Here is a 17639-nt window from a genome sequence, read left to right on the forward strand (position 1 = left end):
CAGGCGGCAAGCAGCGGCTGGGCAGCATCTCGAAGATGGGAGAGCGCACCATCCGCCGATTGCTCATTATCGGCGGCAGCTCAATGGTCCGGAGAGCATGTCGCCACGGTGCGCCAGCAGGCTCGTGGCTGGAGCGAATGCTTGCGCGCAAACCACGCATGCTCGTCACGGTCGCGCTCGCCAACAAGATGGCGCGCATGGCCTGGGCGCTGCTGACGAAAAAGGAGGACTACAGAGCTCCGGCGGCAGTCGCGGCGTAAAGTCGCGGCGGCAGCCAGAGGCGTCGGGGACGTAGGCGGATCGAAGGAGGGTATGGCACAACGGTCGATGAGACGGGGCTGGAAGAACCAGTGAAAGTCAGAGCGCCACCCAAGCGCGCAAAGCTGAAATGGATCCGGTCCGCGAACTCCCATACTGGCCCGCAGCTATGGCGCTGCTCATCGAGGCCGGACAGATGACAGCAACCGACTACGTGCCAACGTTACCCCGATTTACCGCTTGCATCCGAAGGGGCGTCCACAGATGACCTTCGACGATTTGAGCCGCGATCGTCCGGCACCGACCCCGAGCGGACATTGCTCCCCATCCAGCACTTGCTGGAGGGGGTGGGGGGTGGCTCTTCTTCCTCCTGCGCTGCCTCAGCGCCAGAGAAGGCTAAGAAGAACCACCCCCAGCCCCTCCACGAATTCGCAGCCGGCCCTACAACCTCAGCGCAGCCGAAAATGTGCTTTTCCGCCGCGATCGGCCGCGCGGCCGGCGCAGCGCCGAGCGGCTGAAAGAGAGACATTTGCCCCTGCTTTCAAGACCCTTCGGGCGGACGGCGGTCTGGAGCGCACCATCCCCCTAATCGGGAAGGGCGCAAGGTCACCCGGCGCATCGTCCAGCCCTCCGACGCCACTTCCCCGTTCGGCATCATGAAGCGAACGGCATAGAGGCAATCTGCAGTGCGACCCGATCTCTTCCACGCGCACGATACCTGCCTCAGCTCCGGCCGATAACCGGTGGCCTCGACCTGAGGGCAGTCCGCATCCTCTTTGCATGCGCAACTTTCGGCCAGCACGTCCGAGGCGCTGGGGAGGGAGCTCGAGTGAGGCGGCTCGGAGCACGCTGCGAGCAGCATGGCCATCCCGCTCAAGAGCATCGTCGTGGGTCGGCGCTGACCGTCAAAGACCGAAGCCATGCACTTGAACCTAGCGGTTGCGGCAATGTCGGCAAAGGGGCGTTCCCGAAAGTACGCGCTGGTCTCTTGCCAATGTCCGCTTTCTCGCACGTCGCTTCGAGGCGGAAGGTCCGCTCGCGGCCGAGATCCTGGCGCACGTCTCGACACCCTGACGGCGGCTGGGAACCGCGCCGTGGAGCACTCGCCGCTTCCGCGCTAAACATGGGTCGCAACCCCGCATCCGAGGAGCCTCCCATGTGCGAACGTGACACCATCGCCGCCGGCTTCGACTGGGCGGTGAACCGGCGCGAGCTCGCGCTGGGCGCGCTCGCCTCGCTGGCCGCCTGCAGCGGTCGCTCGGCCGGCGGCAGCGCGGCGGCGCTTTCCGAGGAAAGGGTGCGGCTGGCGACGCCGGACGGGACGATGGACGCCTTCTTCGTCGCTCCGGCGCGGGGGCGGCACCCGGCGATCCTGACCTGGCCGGACATCGCCGGGCTGCGCGACGCCTATCAGGTGATGGCGCGGCGGCTGGCGGGCGACGGCTATTCCGTGCTCGTCGCCGACACTTATTATCGCGAGGCGCCGGCGCCTCGCTTCCGCGACCTCGCCGATTTCGCCGCCCAGGACGGGTTCAGGCGCTCCGAGGCGTGGCGGGCGAAGCTCGATGCCGCGGCGATAGGCCGTGACGCGGCGGCGGCGATCGCCTGGCTCGACGGGCGGCCGGAGGTCGACACCAAGAGGGGCGTCGGCACCCACGGTTATTGCCTCGGCGGCGCCTATACTGTGTGGGCGGCGGCGGCGGTGCCGGAGCGGGTGCACGCGGCGGCCTCGTTCCACGGCTGGCGGCTGGTCGTGCCCGACGATCCGCAGAGCCCGCACCGGCTGCTCGGCCGGACGAAGGCGCAATACCTGTTCGCGATCGGCCGCAACGACGACGCCAAGGACCCGGGCGAGAAGGAGGTGCTGCGCGCGGCGGCGGCGGCGGCCGGGCGCCCGGCCGAGATCGAGGTCTATCCGGCCGACCATGGCTGGATGACGATCGACAGCGACGTCTACGACCGCGCCGCCGCCGAGCGCGGCTGGGCGCGGATGCGGGCGCTGTTCAGGACGATGTGACGGGCGTAACCGGCCGCGCCATCGGCGGGACCGGCGGAGGCGCGCTTCCTGGAAATCTGCGTAGCGGGCGCACTTTGCGTCCAAATAGTCCGACACCCTATATCCCGGAAAATGCCAGCGCGGTGATTTGCCTGCTCGCCTGATGCCCCAATCATTTCCGCTATTGAGCAAGTCACGTGCGCGAAGTGCCGGCTGGCTTGATTCGGTCAGTGCCCGGAGTTACTTTGATCGTCCCTTGCAAGGGAGCGATGCCGTGAACATTTGGGAGAAGGCGCGAGAGAGCTGGGAGACGGGACGGCAGATCCTCGACCAGCTCAAAGATGCAAAGGATCACGTGGACGCTGCCAAGAGCACCGGCTCGGCGGCGCTGGACGCGATCGACCGGTCCAGGAACCTGCCGCTCGTTCTGACCGCTGAGCAGGCGCTCGCGGCGATGCGGGTGCGCTATGGCGCACGATATCCCCGAAAAAGCGTGCGTGAGATGACGACGTCCGAGATCGAGGCGGCCCAGTGGGAGCTGGTCGAGGCCTGGAAGGCCTTCCGGCGCCTGTCGCTGATCACCAGCGCCATCCAATGGGCGTTGAGCCGGATGATCCGCGGCAAGCCGCCGGTGCCCGGAGCGATCGACTTGCTGAACGCGCTCGAGGCGTTGTTCAAGGCGACCGGCGACAATCCGAGCCGAAGCGAGATCATCGACTTCTGGGCGAAATACAGCTCCGATCAGCTCGACATCGCCGAGCAGGTCGCCCGGGGGCTCGCGGAGACCGGAAAGAAATACAAGGGCGGCAGCCTGTCGAGCCCTTCCAGGCGCAAGATGCTGGACGATATTCTCGCGGACGACGGCACGACCCGCTAAATTCCGGCGCCGGCGCGGGCGTGCTCGTCGCCGTCGCGCCGAAGCGGAATGCGGCCGGTGGCCGCGCGCCTCCGGTCGTCGCCGCACGCTGGTTCCCGTGGTCGTCATGCCGAGGCGCGCCGAAACCACTCGCCCCGCTCGTCCTTGCGGGCGTCGACCGGCTGGACAAGCCCGGCCGCGTTCAGCCGGCCCGGACCTCGCACCGGCTTCGGCTCATCTGACGCGCCCCGTCCGTCCCGCTAGAACGTCGACGTCGCCTTGTACCAGAGATTGTCGGCATTGCCCTTGTGGACGTAGAGACCCTTGTCCGGCCGCACGCCGAGGCCCTGCGCCTGCGGCCAGACGAAATGCAGCTGCAGATTGCGCATGTCGTACTCGAGCGTGATGCATTCCGGATAGGAATTGTTGATCTCGCCGACGAGCGTCTGCCGCGCCGCGTCGCCGATGTAGGAGAGGTCGAAACAGCAGATGTTTCCCTGCCCCTTCTCCTTGGCATAGGCGCGGTCGATCTCGGTGCGCAGCCCCTCCGTCACCTCCGCCGCCGACACGCCGCGCGCGGTCAGATCGACGTCGGGGAAGAGGACCTTGATGTCGACCGTCACGTTGGTCCCGTTGAGCACCAGGATGACGTCGTGATCGGCCGAGGTCGGGGCCCTGCAGGTCAGCAGCGGCCGATTGGTGCCGAACGCCTGGATGATCTTGGAAACGACACAGCATTCCTTCGCGGCGGTATGGCTCGCCTGCGGGTTCACGCCGAGCGCCTGCTTGGCCTTGGTCCAGGACGCCTCGTCGACGTCCACGTAGAATTTGGTACCGCTGAAATTGAGCTCCACGGCCATGTCGCGTCTCCCCCGGCTCGGCGACCGAGGCCCGATCGGCGTGCCGAATAATCCCCAAGATCAAGCCAAGCACTCGTGACGCGACGGATCGCTTCGAACCACTCCGCATTTGCCGGGATCCGCCAAGAGGAATAGTATGGCAGCCTCGGTGAGGGGGCAAGCGCACTGTCATGATCATCGTCAACAATCGCGTCGACACGGCCAATCTGCCGCAGGGCGCGCGAGACCTGATCGCGAGGATCGCCGCGACCAACCAGTCCATCAAGACCGAAGCGGTTCTCGGCGGCAAGGTCGACGCCACGTCGATGATGCAATTCATCCAGGAGCGCGCTGCGCCGATGGGTGCGCATGGGAACAAGCAGCTTTACGTCAGCGCCGAGGGAAGGACGACGTCGACATTGCTGGCGATCGGCGGGCTCCACTCGATCCGGCCGACCAGCAAGGCGGGATACTTCTGGATGGCCTATGCGCGCTCGACCCCGCCTGCCCATGCGGGCAACGACATCTGCACGCTCGCCGAATTCCCGGTGACCGGGACGAACGCGCAAACGCGGCTGCTCTACGAATATCTGCGCGGGTTCTTCCTGTGGACCACCAATCACTACCAAAGCTATTCGCTGGTCGAGACCAACGGAGTGCTGGTTCGGCATCTGTGAAGGGCGGGGATCGCTCCGTCTTTTCAGGCCGTCGCCGCGCGCGGCCTCCGGCCGTCCGAGAGCAGCGGCGACAGGCGGCCACTTGCGCAGCGCTCGCGACGCGATAGTGTCGCCCCCGCAACGAGGGGGAATGACCTTGAAGACATCGAGCCTGTTCATGCCGGTCGCCGCAATTCTCGCTGCGGCCGTCGTCGCACCCGCGCCCGCCCAGCAGGGCTGGCAGCGCTACACGCAGAACGGCCTCTCGGCCGAGTTCCTGGGGGAGCCCGAGCGGTTCGACAAATGGACCGACATCGCCAAGGGTCGGGTAATCCAGCTGACCGAGACGCGGCGCGACGGCGCGGGCGATCTCAAGGCCTTCTATTTCCTGCAGGCGGTGATCGCCGATCAGCCGTATGACGCCGGCGCCAAGATCGCCGGTGACATCGCCGAGGCGAAGGGCGGCGGCGACGTCGCGGTCAGCAAGGAATTCGTCAGCCAGCGGGCGCTGAAGCCGTCCGAGATGCCGCTGCCGGGCATGCGCGGGACCGAGCTGGTCTATCGCTACGGCGGCTTCGGCGGCGGCGGGCAGCTCGAGACCGCGCGCAACATGTACGTGGGCAACAAATGGCTGTCGGTGTCGGTCCGCCACGGCGAGGGCGACGATCACGCCGCCGAGCGTGCCCGCTTCTTCCGCTCGGTGACCTGGCAGCCCTGAGCGGCGGCCTTGTTCCGGGGCTGCAATCTCCCGACGTTGCGGCGATGAATCAGGACAGCAGGATCGCCGATCGGCAGGCCGATCCCTTCTTCGATGCGAGATGCGAAGACGGCGGCGGGGCGCGGCTGGCGAGCGCGGACGCGTCGCAGGCGATCTCGGCCTATCTCGAGGCGGCGATCGAGCTCGCCTCGGCCCTGGCCGAGAAAGGCCGCTACGGCCTGCGCGGCCGGCTGGCGATGCCGATCCTCGCCAACGCGCGCCACGCTCTGCTGCTCGCGCTGCGCCACGCCCTCGCCGGCCTGCACCGGCTGGGCATGGTCGCCGAGCCGCCGGCCGAGAGCCGCGACCCGTTGCGCCACTGGCGGCAGCTCCGCGACAGCCGGCCGGGCGATCGCGCGCTGCGCCAGCGGATCGACGCGCTGGCGCCTTATGTCGCCAGCCTCGCCCGGATCGACGAGGACGGATCGGTGCTGCCCCACCCCGCCCTGCCTGATGATCCATCAGGCGGCCCGCCCGCGATTGCCGACGATGCCGCCGTCGACCCGGCGCAGGTTCGCGAGAGCCTTCGCGGCCTTCTGGAGGAGATCGGCTGGCTGCTGTCGTGCGTATCGACGCTCGGCCGGGAGAGCGTCGGCGGGCTGAGGACGCGGGATTGCTCGCGGCAAGACCTCGTCGCCATCGCCCGCATGCTCCCGTCGCACGGCGAATGGCGCGGAGAGGCCTTCGAGGAGGCAAGCGGCAAGGTGCGGGACCGCTTCGGCCTGAGCGCGGACGCCTTCGCCGATGCGCTGGAGGCGATCGCCGGTGCACGGGAGACGAGGGCTCTGGTCGGACTGACCTCGCCGCTCGTCCACCTGTGCGACGCGCAGCTGCTGCGGGCGGTGCGCCACTGGCGGCGCTGCCATCCGAACCGCGCGCTGACGTTCGCCGAATCCCTGCTCGGCCGTGGGCTGTGGAAACGGGACCATCCGGCGGTCGATGCGCGGCGCCAGGACGCGGCCGCGGCGATCGCCGACCTCGGCGCGGCCCTCGCGCGCGAGGAGGTCGCCGAGCTCGCCACGATCTTCGACATGGGCCGCGCGGCGATCCTGCCCGAGCTCTACGAGGCGCGCGTCGCCGAGCGGCGCGAAGCCCTGGCGGCGGAGGACGCGGCGCCCGCCGCGGTCGACGCGCTGCTGGGATCGCTGCAATTCGCGCGGTCTATCGCCGACGGCCTGCGCAGGCTCGGCCGCCCCGACCTCGCGGCGCAGGTGCTGGAGGAGGCGGACGCCGAGGGGTGAACCCGTCACGCTCCGAGCGAGAGGGCGGGATTATTCGACCTCGAGGAGACCGCGTCGACCGCCAGGCTCTCGCCGGGCTTGGCGCTGACGCTCTTCACCACGCCGCTCTTCTCGGCGCGCAGGATATTCTCCATCTTCATCGCCTCGACGACGGCGAGCGGCTGGCCGGCCTCGACGCTGTCGCCTGCCTGGACGTTGAGCGCGGTGAGCAGGCCCGGCATCGGGCAGATGAGGAACTTGGAGAGATCGGGCGGGACCTTCTCGATCATGTGCCGCGACAGGGCGGCGACGTGGACGGGGAGGGCGTCGACGACGTGACTGGCGCCGCGGCTGGTGAGGCGCCACTGGCGGCCGCGCCGGGCGACCTGGACGGTGCGGCTGCGCTCGTCGATCCGGCCCTTGAACAGCGGCTGGCCCGGCTCCCAGCGCGCGATCACCTCGCGCCCCGCCTCCTCCTCGTCGACATAGGCCATGACGCCGCCCTGGAAGCCGTCGAAGCGGACGCGGTGCTCGCTCTTGCCGACGCGCACGATCCTCTCCTCGGCCGGCATCATCGGGCCGCCCAATTTGCCGGTGATCGAGAGGGCGCGGAAATCATTCTCCATGGCGAGCAAGGCGCCGATCACGGCGAGATCCTCGACCAGCCTCTCGTCCGCCGGCGCGCCGGCGAAGCCTTCCGGATAGTCCTCGGCGATGAAGCCGGTGGTGATCGCCCCCTCGCGGAAGCGCGGGTGCTGCATCAGCGCCGAGAGGAAATCGACATTGTGGCCGATGCCCTCGATCCGGAAGGCGTCGAGCGCCTCGACCTGGCGGTCGATCGCGCCGATCCGGGTCGGCGCCCAGGTGACGAGCTTGGCGATCATCGGATCGTAGAACATCGAGACCTCGCCGCCCTCGAGTACGCCGTCGTCGACGCGGACTACGCCCTCCTCGTCGCGCGTCTCGCGCGGCGGCTGGTAGCGGACGAGGCGGCCGGTCGACGGCAGGAAGCCGCGATACGGATCCTCGGCATAGACGCGGTTCTCGACCGCCCAGCCGGTGAGCGTCACCTGCTCCTGGGTGAGCGGCAGGCGCTCGCCGGCGGCGACGCGGATCATCAGCTCGACGAGATCGACACCGGTCACTTCCTCGGTGACCGGATGCTCGACCTGGAGCCGGGTGTTCATTTCGAGGAAGTAGAAGCTCCTGCCGGTCGGATCGGCGCCCGAGACGATCAATTCGACCGTGCCAGCGGAGAAATAGCCGACCGCCTTGGCCAGAGCGACGGCCTGCTCGCCCATCGCCTTGCGCATCTCGGGCGTGACGAACGGCGAGGGCGCCTCCTCGACCACCTTCTGGTGACGGCGCTGGATCGAGCATTCGCGCTCGCCGAGGTAGAGGACGTTGCCGTGCTGGTCGCCGATCAGCTGGATCTCGATGTGGCGCGGGCTCTCGATGAACTTCTCGATGAAGACGCGGTCGTCGCCAAAGCTGGCGAGGCCCTCGCGCTTGGTCGCCTCGAAGCCCTCGCGCACGTCCTGTTCGGACCAGGCGAGGCGCATGCCCTTGCCGCCGCCGCCGGCCGAGGCCTTCATCATCACCGGATAGCCGATCTCGCCGGCGATCCGCACCGCGTCGTCGGTGGTGGCGATGTCGCCCAGGAAGCCGGGGACGACGTTGACGCCCGCTTCCTTGGCCAGCTTCTTCGATTCGATCTTGTCGCCCATCGCGGCGATCGCCTTGGGCGGCGGGCCGATGAAGGCGATTCCCGCCTCCTCGAGCGCCCGGGCGAAGCTCTCGCGCTCGGACAGGAAGCCGTAACCGGGGTGCACCGCCTCGGCGCCGGTCTCCTTGCAGGCGAGGATGATCAGCTCGGCATTGAGGTAGCTCTCGCTCGCCGGCGGTGGGCCGAGCCGCACCGCTTCGTCGGCCATGCGGACGTGCGGCGCGCGGGCGTCGGCGTCGGAATAGACCGCGACCGTCTGGATGCCCATCTTCTTCGCGGTGCGGATGACGCGGCAGGCGATCTCGCCCCGGTTCGCGATCAGGATCTTCTTGAACATTCAGGAATCCTCATGGGCCCGACGCGCGCGGGCTCGTGCTTTTCTCATGCGCCCTGCTAGCGCCAAGATCGCGCCGCCGCCAGACTTGGCGGTGCAGCCCCCCTCCCCGCAAGGGAGGGGCAGGGGGTGGGTTCGAGCGGAGCGAGCTCTTCCACGCTCAGAGCAGCACCGGGGGCATCGAGCCCCCGCTGCTGCTGACCCACCCCTAGCCCCTCCCTTTGAGGGAGGGGGAGTTTAGAGGAGCCGCCGCGGATGAATCACTCCGCCGCGACCCGGGCCGGCTCCTCGCTGGTCATGGCGACGAGGCCGAGCTTGGCGAACAGGGCCGCATCCGCGTTCGCCCCGGCGTTGCCGGCGGTGAGCAATTTGTCGCCGGTGAAGATCGAATTGGCGCCGGCAAGGAAGCACAAAGCCTGGGTGCTCTCGCTCATGCTCTCCCGGCCCGCCGAGAGGCGGACCATCGAATGCGGCATCAGGATGCGCGCAACCGCGACGGTGCGGACGAATTCGATGTCGTCGATCTTCGCGTGTTGGCCGGCGAGCAGGCTGTCGCCGCGGGCAGTGCCTTTGACCGGCACCAGCGCGTTGATCGGCACGCTCTCCGGATGGGCGGGGAGGGTGGCGAGCGCATGGAGGAAGCCGACGCGGTCCTCGCGCGTCTCGCCCATGCCGACAATGCCGCCGCAGCAGACCGCCATGCCGGAGGCGCGGACGTTCTCCAGCGTATCGAGCCGCTCCTGGTACGTCCGCGTGGTGATGATCTCGCCATAGTGTTCGGGCGAGGTGTCGAGATTGTGGTTGTAATAGTCGAGGCCGGCGGCGGCGAGCCGCTCGGACTGGTCGCGGCTGAGCATGCCGAGGGTCATGCATGTCTCGAGCCCCATCGCCTTGACCCCGGCGACCATGGCGCAGAGCGCGTCCATGTCGCGCTCCTTGGGCTCGCGCCAGGCGGCGCCCATGCAGAAGCGGCCCGAGCCTCCGGCCTTGGCCTCGGCGGCGGCGGCGAGCACCGCGTCGACCTGCATCAGTTTCTCGGCCTTGAGGCCGGACTTCGCGAAAGCCGACTGGCTGCAATAGCCGCAATCCTCCGGGCAGCCGCCGGTCTTGATCGACAGCAGGGTGGAGAGCTGGACCTCGTTGGGCGCGTGGTGGGCGCGGTGGACGGCCTGCGCCTCGAAGATCAGGTCGAGGAATGGGAGGTCGAACAGCGCGGCGATCTCGGCGCGGGTCCAGTCGGTGCGGGGGTGGGTCATCGGGAAGTCCTGGGCATGGAAATCGAGGTCGTCTGGAAGGCAGTCCTCCCTGTCAGGGCGCAGCCCTGATGGGGAGGGGGACCACCCGCAGGGTGGTGGAGGGGCCGGGGAGATTGAGCGAGTTCCGGCCCCTCCACCGCGCTTCGCGCGGTCCCCCTCCCCATGGGCTTCGCCCACAGGGAGGATCGGGGAATGCTCACTCCGCAGCTTCCTCGAGCGGCGGGAGATTGTGGCCGAGGAGCTTCAGCACCTCCCCGGCGGCGTCGACGAGGTTGGTGCCGGGGCCGAAGATCGCCTGGACGCCGGCCTCGCGCAGCATGTCGTAGTCGCGCGGCGGGATGACGCCGCCGACGACGACCTTGATGTCGGCGCGGCCGAGCGCGCGGAGCTGCGCGATCAGCTCGGGCACCAAAGTCTTGTGGCCGGCGGCGAGAGAGGAGGCGCCGACCACGTCGACGTCCTTCTCGACCGCGAGCTTCGCGCTTTCCTCCGGCGTCTGGAAGAGCGGGCCGGCGACGACCTCGAAGCCGAGATCGCCGAAGGCGGAGGCGACGAGGTTGGCGCCGCGGTCGTGGCCGTCCTGGCCCATCTTGGCGACGAGCAGGCGCGGCTTGCGGCCGAGCCGGCGGCCGACGGCGCCAACCCCGTCCTCGGCGCGCGCCCATCGGGCATCGCCCTTGTAGGCGCCGCCGTAGATGCCGCTGACCGGCTCGGGATTGGTGTCGTAGCGGCCGAACACGTCCTCGAGCGCCGAGGAGATCTCGCCCAATGTGGCGCGGGCGCGCGCCGCCTCGACGGCGAGGCCGAGGAGGTTGGAATCGCCCGCAGCGCCGTCGCGCAGCGCCTGCAGCGCCGCCTGCGCCTTCGCCTCGTCGCGGCCGGCACGCACGCGCTCGATCCGGGCGATCTGGCCGGCGCGGACCCGGGCATTGTCGATCTCGAGCGTCTCGATCGGCGGCTCGTCCTGGAGGCGGTAGCGGTTGACGCCGACGATCACCGTCTCGCCGCGGTCGACGCTGGCCGCCCGGGCCGCGGACGCCTCCTCGATCCGGCGCTTGGGCAGGCCTTCGGCGACCGCGGCGGTCATGCCGCCCATCGCCTCGACCTCCTCGATCAGCGCCCAGGCGCGGTCGGCAAGGTCCTTCGTCAGGCTCTCGATGAAGTAGGAGCCGCCGAGCGGATCGGCGACGTTGGTGATGCCGCTCTCCTCGGCGAGGATCAGCTGGGTGTTGCGGGCGATCCGGGCGCTGGTGTCGGTCGGCAGCGCGATCGCCTCGTCGAAGCTGTTGGTGTGGAGCGACTGGGTGCCGCCGAGCACCGCCGCCATCGCCTCGATCGTGGTGCGGACGACATTGTTGTACGGATCCTGCTCGGTCAGCGACACGCCCGAGGTCTGGCAATGGGTGCGCAGCATCTTCGACTTCGGGCTCTTCGCGCCGAAGCCCTCCATGATCCGGTGCCACAGGGTGCGCGCGGCGCGCAGCTTGGCGATCTCCATGAAGAAGTTCATGCCGATGCCGAAGAAGAAGGAGAGGCGTGGCGCGAAGACGTCGACCTCGAGCCCCTTGGCCCGCGCGGCGCGGACGTACTCCATGCCGTCGGCGAGGGTGAAGGCGAGCTCCTGCACCGCCGTCGCCCCGGCCTCGAGCATGTGGTAGCCGCTGATCGAGATCGAGTTGAAGCGCGGCATGTTCGCGCTGGTGAAGGCGATGATGTCCGCGACGATCCGCATCGAGGGCGCCGGCGGATAGATGTAGGTGTTGCGGACCGCAAACTCCTTGAGGATGTCGTTCTGGATCGTGCCCGAGAGCTGGGCCTGGGACACGCCCTGCTCCTCGGCGGCGACGATGTAGAAGGCCATGACCGGGAGGACGGCGCCGTTCATCGTCATCGACACGCTCATCGTGTCGAGCGGGATGCCGTCGAACAGGATCTTCATGTCGTCGACCGTGTCGATCGCGACGCCCGCCTTGCCGACGTCGCCGACGACGCGCGGGTGATCGCTGTCATAGCCGCGGTGGGTGGCGAGATCGAAGGCGACCGACAGGCCCTTTTGCCCGGCGGCGAGGTTGCGCCGGTAGAAAGCGTTCGATTCCTCGGCGGTCGAGAAGCCGGCGTACTGGCGGATCGTCCACGGCCGGCCGGTGTACATCGAGGCATAGGGGCCGCGGGTGAACGGCGCGAAGCCGGGCAGGCCGGGATCGACGTCCGCGACGTCCTCGGCCGTGTAGAGCGGCTGCACGTCGATGCCCTCGGGCGTGTGCCAGACGAGGTCCTTGCCTCTCACCTCCTTCGCCGCCGCCGCATCCCAGTCGGCGCGGCTGGCGGAGGGGGCGGCGGAGGCTGCGGGGCCGCCGTTGGGGGCGGCGCCGGAATCCTCGCCGGTGTTGCTCTCGATCGTCGGTCGTTCAGACATTCTTCTGTTTTCCGTCTCGTCCGGCGCGCCCGTTCGGGCGCTGCACGGGCTCCTGGTTCAATGCGTCCCCGACTACGCTCGCGTCGCGCGAAGAGCCAGTGGCTTCTCCTCAATGACCCTCTCCCCTTCAGGGGAGAGGAGGGCGAGCGCAGCGAGCAGGAGAGGGGGAGTCATTCGCGCGCGCAGGAGCAAGCGGAGACTCCGCTCTCCCCTTCCCCCTGAAGGGGAGAGGGGCGCCCTCAATGTGCCTCTTTGGGGGTCTCCATCAGCTCGACGAGGACGCCGCCCATGTTCTTCGGGTGGACGAAGATCACCGGGGTGCCGTGGGCGCCGATGCGGGGCTCGCCGAGGACCCTGGCGCCCTTGGCCTCCATCTCGGCCTTGGCCTGGTGAATGTCGGGGACCTCGAAGCAGACATGGTGCTGACCGCCGGCCGGGTTGCGGGCGAGGAAGCCGTGCAGCGGGCTGTTCTCGCCGAGCGGCTCGATCAGCTCGATCTGGCTGTTCGGCGTGTCGACGAAGCAGACCCTGACGCCCTGGGGCGGGAGGTCGAACGGCGCGTGGATCCGCGTCGCGCCGAGCAGGTCGCGATAGAGGGCGACGCTCTGCTCGATCGAGGGGGTGGCGATGCCGACGTGGTTGAGGCGGCCGAGGGTCATGAGCGGATCCCGAGATTGAGGTTGAGGAGCAGCTCCGCCGCGATCGCCGCCATCAGCAGAGCGGCGGCGACGAACAGGAAGAGCAGGGTGGAGAAAGCGCCGGGCCGCTCGGCGCGGAGCAGGTGGCTGCGGCCGACCGGCAGGCGGCCGTCGCGCAGCCCGCGCCGCACCGTCCAGGCGATCCATGGCACCAGGCCGAGCGCGATCAGCCCGACGATCAGATCCTCGCCGCGGCTCAGCATCCCTGGATTCGCGGCGTGCCGCCCCCCGCGACGACATAGGCATTGCCCTGGCGGACGTAATGCTCGCTATAGGCGTGGCTGCCCGAATAAAGGACGTCGAACGACTCGTCCTTGTTCGCGTTCAGGATCTTGCCCTCGATCGTCAGCCGGGCCGCACCGGGCTCGGCGCTCTGGAAATCGTAGAAGAGCGGCACGCTGACGAGCTCGACCGGACCGGTCGGACGCAGCTCGGTGAGCGTCAGCGACCGGGTCGTGCAGCCCTGCCAGCTGCCGCCGCCTTCGGTCGCGATGACTGGCCAGGTCGAGAAGCGAGGGCTGACGCTCCACCCGGCGACCTCGCCGGAGGAGCCGGCGACCACGGCCGACGGGAAGGCGCGCTCGACCGCAAATTTCTCGCCATCGGGCTTCAGGTAATGGACCGCGATGCGGCCGGCGCTGGCGTGGGAGGCGCCTTCCGCCCGGCCTTCGCTGATCAGCACCGGGCCGAACGGCAGCCAGAGCAGCCGCCCGGGCGTGTAGCGGACTGTCTCGGAGGCGCTCTCCGCCTGTCCGCCGGCCGCGTCGACGTCCTGCGGCGCCTCGACGGCGAGCAGCGCCTCGCCGCGGCTGCCGAACGCCGCCTCGAAGGCGCGGGCGAGCTGCTCTTCGGCGGGCAGAGCGCGCAGGTCGACCGGCGGCGGCGCCTCGACCAGATTGACCTCGGTCGCGGCATTCTCCTCGACCGGCGCGACGACGTTGGCCTCTTCCCCGCCGTCGCCGCTCCTGCCGACCAGGCCGCCGAGGAACAGGCCGGCGACGATCGCGGCGATCAGCGCGGCGATTCCGAGGATGATGTAGAGCGGCCGGCGCGACGGCGCGGCGGGCGCGTCTCCGGCGGCACCGGCTTCGGGTTCCGGCGCCGCCTCGTGGCCGAGCAGGCGCTGCTTTTCGGCCTCGAACTCCGCCTCGCTCAGCGCGCCGCTCTCGCGCAGCCGCTGCAGCCTCTCGAGCGCGTCGTAGCGCGAGCTCATCGCCTGGTCCTCCGTCGCCGCCGCCTGGTCACAGCGGGATGTTGTCGTGCTTCTTCCACGGATTCTCGAGCTGCTTGTCGCGCAGCTTGCGAAGACCGAGCGCGATCCGACGACGGGTCGAGTGCGGCATGATCACCTCGTCGATGAAGCCCTTGGACGCCGCGACGAACGGATTGGCGAAGCGCGCCTCATATTCGGCGGTACGGGCGGCGATCTTTTGCGCGTCGCCCACGTCCTTGCGGAAGATGATCTCGACCGCGCCCTTGGCGCCCATCACCGCGATCTCGGCGGTCGGCCAGGCGTAATTGAGGTCGCCGCGCAGATGCTTGGAGGCCATGACGTCATAGGCGCCGCCATAGGCCTTGCGGGTGATGACGGTGATCTTCGGCACGGTCGCTTCGGCATAAGCGAACAGCAGCTTCGCGCCGTGCTTGATGATGCCGTTATGCTCCTGGGCGACACCGGGGAGGAAGCCGGGCACGTCGACGAAGGTGACGATCGGGATGTCGAAGGCGTCGCAGAAGCGGACGAAGCGCCCCGCTTTCTTCGAGCTGGCGATGTCGAGCACGCCGGCGAGGACCATCGGCTGGTTGGCGACGATGCCGACGGTGCGGCCCTCGATCCGGCCGAAGCCGACGATGATGTTGGCGGCGTGGGCCGGCTGGATCTCGAAGAAATCGCCCTCGTCGACGACCTTCCGGATCAGTTCGTGCATGTCGTACGGCTTGGCGGCGCTGTCCGGGATCAGGGTATCGAGGCTGTCCTCGATCCGGTCCCAGGGATCGTTGGTCTCGCGCTGCGGCAGCTCGTGGCGGTTGGAGAGCGGCAGGAAATCGAAGAAGTCGCGGGTGGCGAGCAAAGCGTCGATGTCGTTCTCGAAGGCGACGTCGGCGACGCCCGACTTGGTGGTGTGGGTGACGGCGCCGCCCAATTCCTCCTGGGTCACCACCTCGTTGGTCACCGTCTTCACCACGTCGGGGCCGGTGACGAACATGTAGCTCGAATCCTTCACCATGAAGATGAAGTCGGTCATTGCCGGCGAATAGACCGCGCCGCCGGCGCAGGGGCCCATGATCACGCTGATCTGCGGCACGACGCCCGAGGCGAGGACGTTGCGCTGGAAGACCTCGGCATAACCGGCGAGGGAGGCGACGCCTTCTTGGATGCGCGCGCCGCCGCTGTCGTTGAGGCCGATCACCGGCGCGCCGACCTTCATCGCCATGTCCATGATCTTGCAGATCTTCTGCGCGTGGCGCTCGCTGAGCGAGCCGCCGAAGACGGTGAAGTCCTGGGCAAAGGCATAGACCAGGCGGCCGTTGATCGTGCCCGAGCCGGTGACCACGCCGTCGCCGGGCACCTTCTGGGTCTCCATGCCGAAATCGGAGCAATTGTGCTCCACGAACATGTCATATTCCTCGAAGCTGCCCGGATCGAGCAGCACCGAGAGGCGCTCGCGTGCGGTCAGCCGGCCCTTGGCGTGCTGCGCCTCGATCCTCTTCTCGCCCCCGCCCAGCTGCGCCGCCGCGCGGCGCGATTCCAGTTCCTCGATCGTGGTCGCCATACATCCTGTCCTTTTGCGCCGTCTCTAGGCGGGAGGAGAGGGCGAAGGCAATGCGCGTGCTCACTCCTCCCCGTACCGGGGAGGGAGATAACTCACCGCCCTTCGAAGCGGGGCTGCTGCTTCTGCAGGAAGGCCATCACCGCCGCGCGGAAGTCCTGCGTCTCTCCGGCGGGGCATTTCGGGGACACTTTACTAAATTCGGCGGGAATGCAGGGCGCGACGAGGCTGCCGTCTGGAATTAGGTATAGTGTCCGCGAAATAGATCAGCGCCCCTCGAAGCGAGGCTGCTGCTTCTGCAGGAAGGCCATCACCGCCGCGCGGAAGTCCTGCGTCTCTCCGGCGGGGCATTTCGGGGACACTTTACTAAATTCGGCGGGAATGCAGGGCGCGACGAGGCTGCCGTCTGGAATTAGGTATAGTGTCCGCGAAATAGATCAGCGCCCCTCGAAGCGAGGCTGCTGCTTCTGCAGGAAGGCCATCACCGCCGCGCGGAAGTCCTGCGTCTCTCCGGCGGGGCATTTCGGGGACACTTTACTAAATTCGGCGGGAATGCAGGGCGCGACGAGGCTGCCGTCTGGAATTAGGTATAGTGTCCGCGAAATAGATCAGCGCCCCTCGAAGCGAGGCTGCTGCTTCTGCAGGAAGGCCATCACCGCCGCGCGGAAGTCCTGCGTCTCTCCGGCGGGGCATTTCGGGGACACTTTACTAAATTCGGCGGGAATGCAGGGCGCGACGAGGCTGCCGTCTGGAATTAGGTATAGTGTCCGCGAAATAGATCAGCGCCCCTCGAAGCGAGGCTGCTGCTTCTGCAGGAAGGCCATCACCGCCGCGCGGAAGTCCTGCGTCTCTCCGGCGGGGCATTTCGGGGACACTTTACTAAATTCGGCGGGAATGCAGGGCGCGACGAGGCTGCCGTCTGGAATTAGGTATAGTGTCCGCGAAATAGATCAGCGCCCCTCGAAGCGAGGCTGCTGCTTCTGCAGGAAGGCCATCACCGCCGCGCGGAAGTCCTGCGTCTCTCCGGCGGGGCATTTCGGGGACACTTTACTAAATTCGGCGGGAATGCAGGGCGCGACGAGGCTGCCGTCTGGAATTAGGTATAGTGTCCGCGAAATAGATCAGCGCCCCTCGAAGCGAGGCTGCTGCTTCTGCAGGAAGGCCATCACCGCCGCGCGGAAGTCCTGCGTCTCTCCGGCGGGGCATTTCGGGGACACTTTACTAAATTCGGCGGGAATGCAGGGCGCGACGAGGCTGCCGTCTGGAATTAGGTATAGTGTCCGCGAAATAGATCAGCGCCCCTCGAAGCGAGGCTGCTGCTTCTGCAGGAAGGCCATCACCGCCGCGCGGAAGTCCTGCGTCTCTCCGGCGGGGCATTTCGGGGACACTTTACTAAATTCGGCGGGAATGCAGGGCGCGACGAGGCTGCCGTCTGGAATTAGGTATAGTGTCCGCGAAATAGATCAGCGCCCCTCGAAGCGAGGCTGCTGCTTCTGCAGGAAGGCCATCACCGCCGCGCGGAAGTCCTGCGTCTCTCCGGCGGGGCATTTCGGGGACACTTTACTAAATTCGGCGGGAATGCAGGGCGCGACGAGGCTGCCGTCTGGAATTAGGTATAGTGTCCGCGAAATAGATCAGCGCCCCTCGAAGCGAGGCTGCTGCTTCTGCAGGAAGGCCATCACCGCCGCGCGGAAGTCCTGCGTCTCTCCGGCGGGGCATTTCGGGGACACTTTACTAAATTCGGCGGGAATGCAGGGCGCGACGAGGCTGCCGTCTGGAATTAGGTATAGTGTCCGCGAAATAGATCAGCGCCCCTCGAAGCGAGGCTGCTGCTTCTGCAGGAAGGCCATCACCGC

13 protein-coding genes and 1 pseudogene are annotated in these 17639 nt (G+C 68.1%); 6 read left to right on the forward strand and 8 right to left on the reverse strand.

Annotated features, from left to right (window positions below; genetic code table 11):
• From E2493_RS19230 to E2493_RS19240, 3 genes and pseudogenes are all read left to right on the forward strand, one after another.
• Window positions 1-260, forward strand: a pseudogene (locus tag E2493_RS19230) (IS110 family transposase); the annotation flags it as partial.
• A gap of 1154 nt (window positions 261-1414) precedes the next feature.
• Window positions 1415-2275, forward strand: a complete 861-nt coding sequence (locus tag E2493_RS19235) for a dienelactone hydrolase family protein (RefSeq protein ID WP_135090130.1) — start codon at window positions 1415-1417, stop codon at window positions 2273-2275.
• Between the two features lie 142 nt (window positions 2276-2417).
• On the forward strand, window positions 2418-3131 hold the full coding sequence (locus tag E2493_RS19240; RefSeq protein ID WP_135090132.1) for a hypothetical protein: 714 nt from the start codon (window positions 2418-2420) through the stop codon (window positions 3129-3131).
• 239 nt (window positions 3132-3370) lie between these two features.
• On the opposite strand, the gene E2493_RS19245 is transcribed toward E2493_RS19240, so the two are convergent.
• Window positions 3371-3970, reverse strand: coding sequence for a hypothetical protein (locus E2493_RS19245; RefSeq protein ID WP_135090134.1), 600 nt, complete (start codon window positions 3968-3970; stop codon window positions 3371-3373).
• Window positions 3971-4140: 170 nt separating this feature from the next.
• Between E2493_RS19245 and E2493_RS19250 the strand changes: the two genes are divergently transcribed.
• From E2493_RS19250 to E2493_RS19260, 3 genes are all read left to right on the forward strand, one after another.
• Window positions 4141-4626, forward strand: a complete 486-nt coding sequence (locus E2493_RS19250) for a hypothetical protein (RefSeq protein ID WP_135090136.1) — start codon at window positions 4141-4143, stop codon at window positions 4624-4626.
• Window positions 4627-4756: 130 nt separating this feature from the next.
• The gene (locus E2493_RS19255) at window positions 4757-5323 is read left to right on the forward strand and encodes a hypothetical protein (RefSeq protein WP_135090138.1); all 567 of its coding nucleotides are present in this window, start codon (window positions 4757-4759) and stop codon (window positions 5321-5323) included.
• Window positions 5324-5367: 44 nt separating this feature from the next.
• The gene (locus tag E2493_RS19260) at window positions 5368-6603 is read left to right on the forward strand and encodes a hypothetical protein (protein ID WP_135090140.1); all 1236 of its coding nucleotides are present in this window, start codon (window positions 5368-5370) and stop codon (window positions 6601-6603) included.
• A 5-nt stretch (window positions 6604-6608) separates the two neighbouring features.
• Here E2493_RS19260 and E2493_RS19265 read toward each other — a convergent pair whose 3' ends face one another.
• The 7 genes from E2493_RS19265 to E2493_RS19295 form a co-directional block, all read right to left on the reverse strand.
• Window positions 6609-8645, reverse strand: coding sequence for an acetyl-CoA carboxylase biotin carboxylase subunit (locus E2493_RS19265; protein ID WP_135090142.1), 2037 nt, complete (start codon window positions 8643-8645; stop codon window positions 6609-6611).
• Window positions 8646-8902: 257 nt separating this feature from the next.
• Window positions 8903-9898, reverse strand: coding sequence for a biotin synthase BioB (gene bioB / locus E2493_RS19270; protein ID WP_135090144.1), 996 nt, complete (start codon window positions 9896-9898; stop codon window positions 8903-8905).
• 196 nt (window positions 9899-10094) lie between these two features.
• Window positions 10095-12314, reverse strand: a complete 2220-nt coding sequence (gene scpA / locus E2493_RS19275; protein ID WP_135090146.1) for a methylmalonyl-CoA mutase — start codon at window positions 12312-12314, stop codon at window positions 10095-10097.
• A gap of 239 nt (window positions 12315-12553) precedes the next feature.
• A complete protein-coding gene (mce, locus tag E2493_RS19280; protein WP_135090148.1) occupies window positions 12554-12973 on the reverse strand; it encodes a methylmalonyl-CoA epimerase in 420 nt (139 codons plus the stop codon).
• On the reverse strand, window positions 12970-13215 hold the full coding sequence (locus E2493_RS19285) for a hypothetical protein (RefSeq protein ID WP_135090150.1): 246 nt from the start codon (window positions 13213-13215) through the stop codon (window positions 12970-12972). The genes mce and E2493_RS19285 overlap by 4 nt, the downstream gene beginning before the upstream one ends.
• Window positions 13209-14225, reverse strand: coding sequence for an SHOCT domain-containing protein (locus E2493_RS19290; RefSeq protein WP_135090152.1), 1017 nt, complete (start codon window positions 14223-14225; stop codon window positions 13209-13211). The genes E2493_RS19285 and E2493_RS19290 overlap by 7 nt, the downstream gene beginning before the upstream one ends.
• Before the next feature lie 28 nt (window positions 14226-14253).
• Window positions 14254-15786, reverse strand: a complete 1533-nt coding sequence (locus tag E2493_RS19295; RefSeq protein WP_135090154.1) for an acyl-CoA carboxylase subunit beta — start codon at window positions 15784-15786, stop codon at window positions 14254-14256.
• Window positions 15787-17639 lie beyond the last annotated feature (1853 nt).

This window comes from Sphingomonas parva (ex Maeng et al. 2020) (assembly GCF_004564275.1).
Classification (GTDB): domain Bacteria; phylum Pseudomonadota; class Alphaproteobacteria; order Sphingomonadales; family Sphingomonadaceae; genus Allosphingosinicella; species Allosphingosinicella parva.

Excerpts from the sequence above, each read along its gene's own strand:
- E2493_RS19235 (WP_135090130.1), top strand. The coding sequence starts at position 1,415 with ATGTGCGAACGTGACACCATCGCCGCCGGCTTCGACTGGGCGGTGAAC.
- E2493_RS19240 (WP_135090132.1), top strand. The coding sequence starts at position 2,418 with ATGCCCCAATCATTTCCGCTATTGAGCAAGTCACGTGCGCGAAGTGCC.
- E2493_RS19245 (WP_135090134.1), bottom strand. The coding sequence starts at position 3,970 with ATGGCCGTGGAGCTCAATTTCAGCGGTACCAAATTCTACGTGGACGTC.
- E2493_RS19250 (WP_135090136.1), top strand. The coding sequence starts at position 4,141 with ATGATCATCGTCAACAATCGCGTCGACACGGCCAATCTGCCGCAGGGC.
- E2493_RS19255 (WP_135090138.1), top strand. The coding sequence starts at position 4,757 with ATGACCTTGAAGACATCGAGCCTGTTCATGCCGGTCGCCGCAATTCTC.
- E2493_RS19260 (WP_135090140.1), top strand. The coding sequence starts at position 5,368 with ATGAATCAGGACAGCAGGATCGCCGATCGGCAGGCCGATCCCTTCTTC.
- E2493_RS19265 (WP_135090142.1), bottom strand. The coding sequence starts at position 8,645 with ATGTTCAAGAAGATCCTGATCGCGAACCGGGGCGAGATCGCCTGCCGC.
- bioB (WP_135090144.1), bottom strand. The coding sequence starts at position 9,898 with ATGACCCACCCCCGCACCGACTGGACCCGCGCCGAGATCGCCGCGCTG.
- scpA (WP_135090146.1), bottom strand. The coding sequence starts at position 12,314 with ATGTCTGAACGACCGACGATCGAGAGCAACACCGGCGAGGATTCCGGC.
- mce (WP_135090148.1), bottom strand. The coding sequence starts at position 12,973 with ATGACCCTCGGCCGCCTCAACCACGTCGGCATCGCCACCCCCTCGATC.
- E2493_RS19285 (WP_135090150.1), bottom strand. The coding sequence starts at position 13,215 with ATGCTGAGCCGCGGCGAGGATCTGATCGTCGGGCTGATCGCGCTCGGC.
- E2493_RS19290 (WP_135090152.1), bottom strand. The coding sequence starts at position 14,225 with ATGAGCTCGCGCTACGACGCGCTCGAGAGGCTGCAGCGGCTGCGCGAG.
- E2493_RS19295 (WP_135090154.1), bottom strand. The coding sequence starts at position 15,786 with ATGGCGACCACGATCGAGGAACTGGAATCGCGCCGCGCGGCGGCGCAG.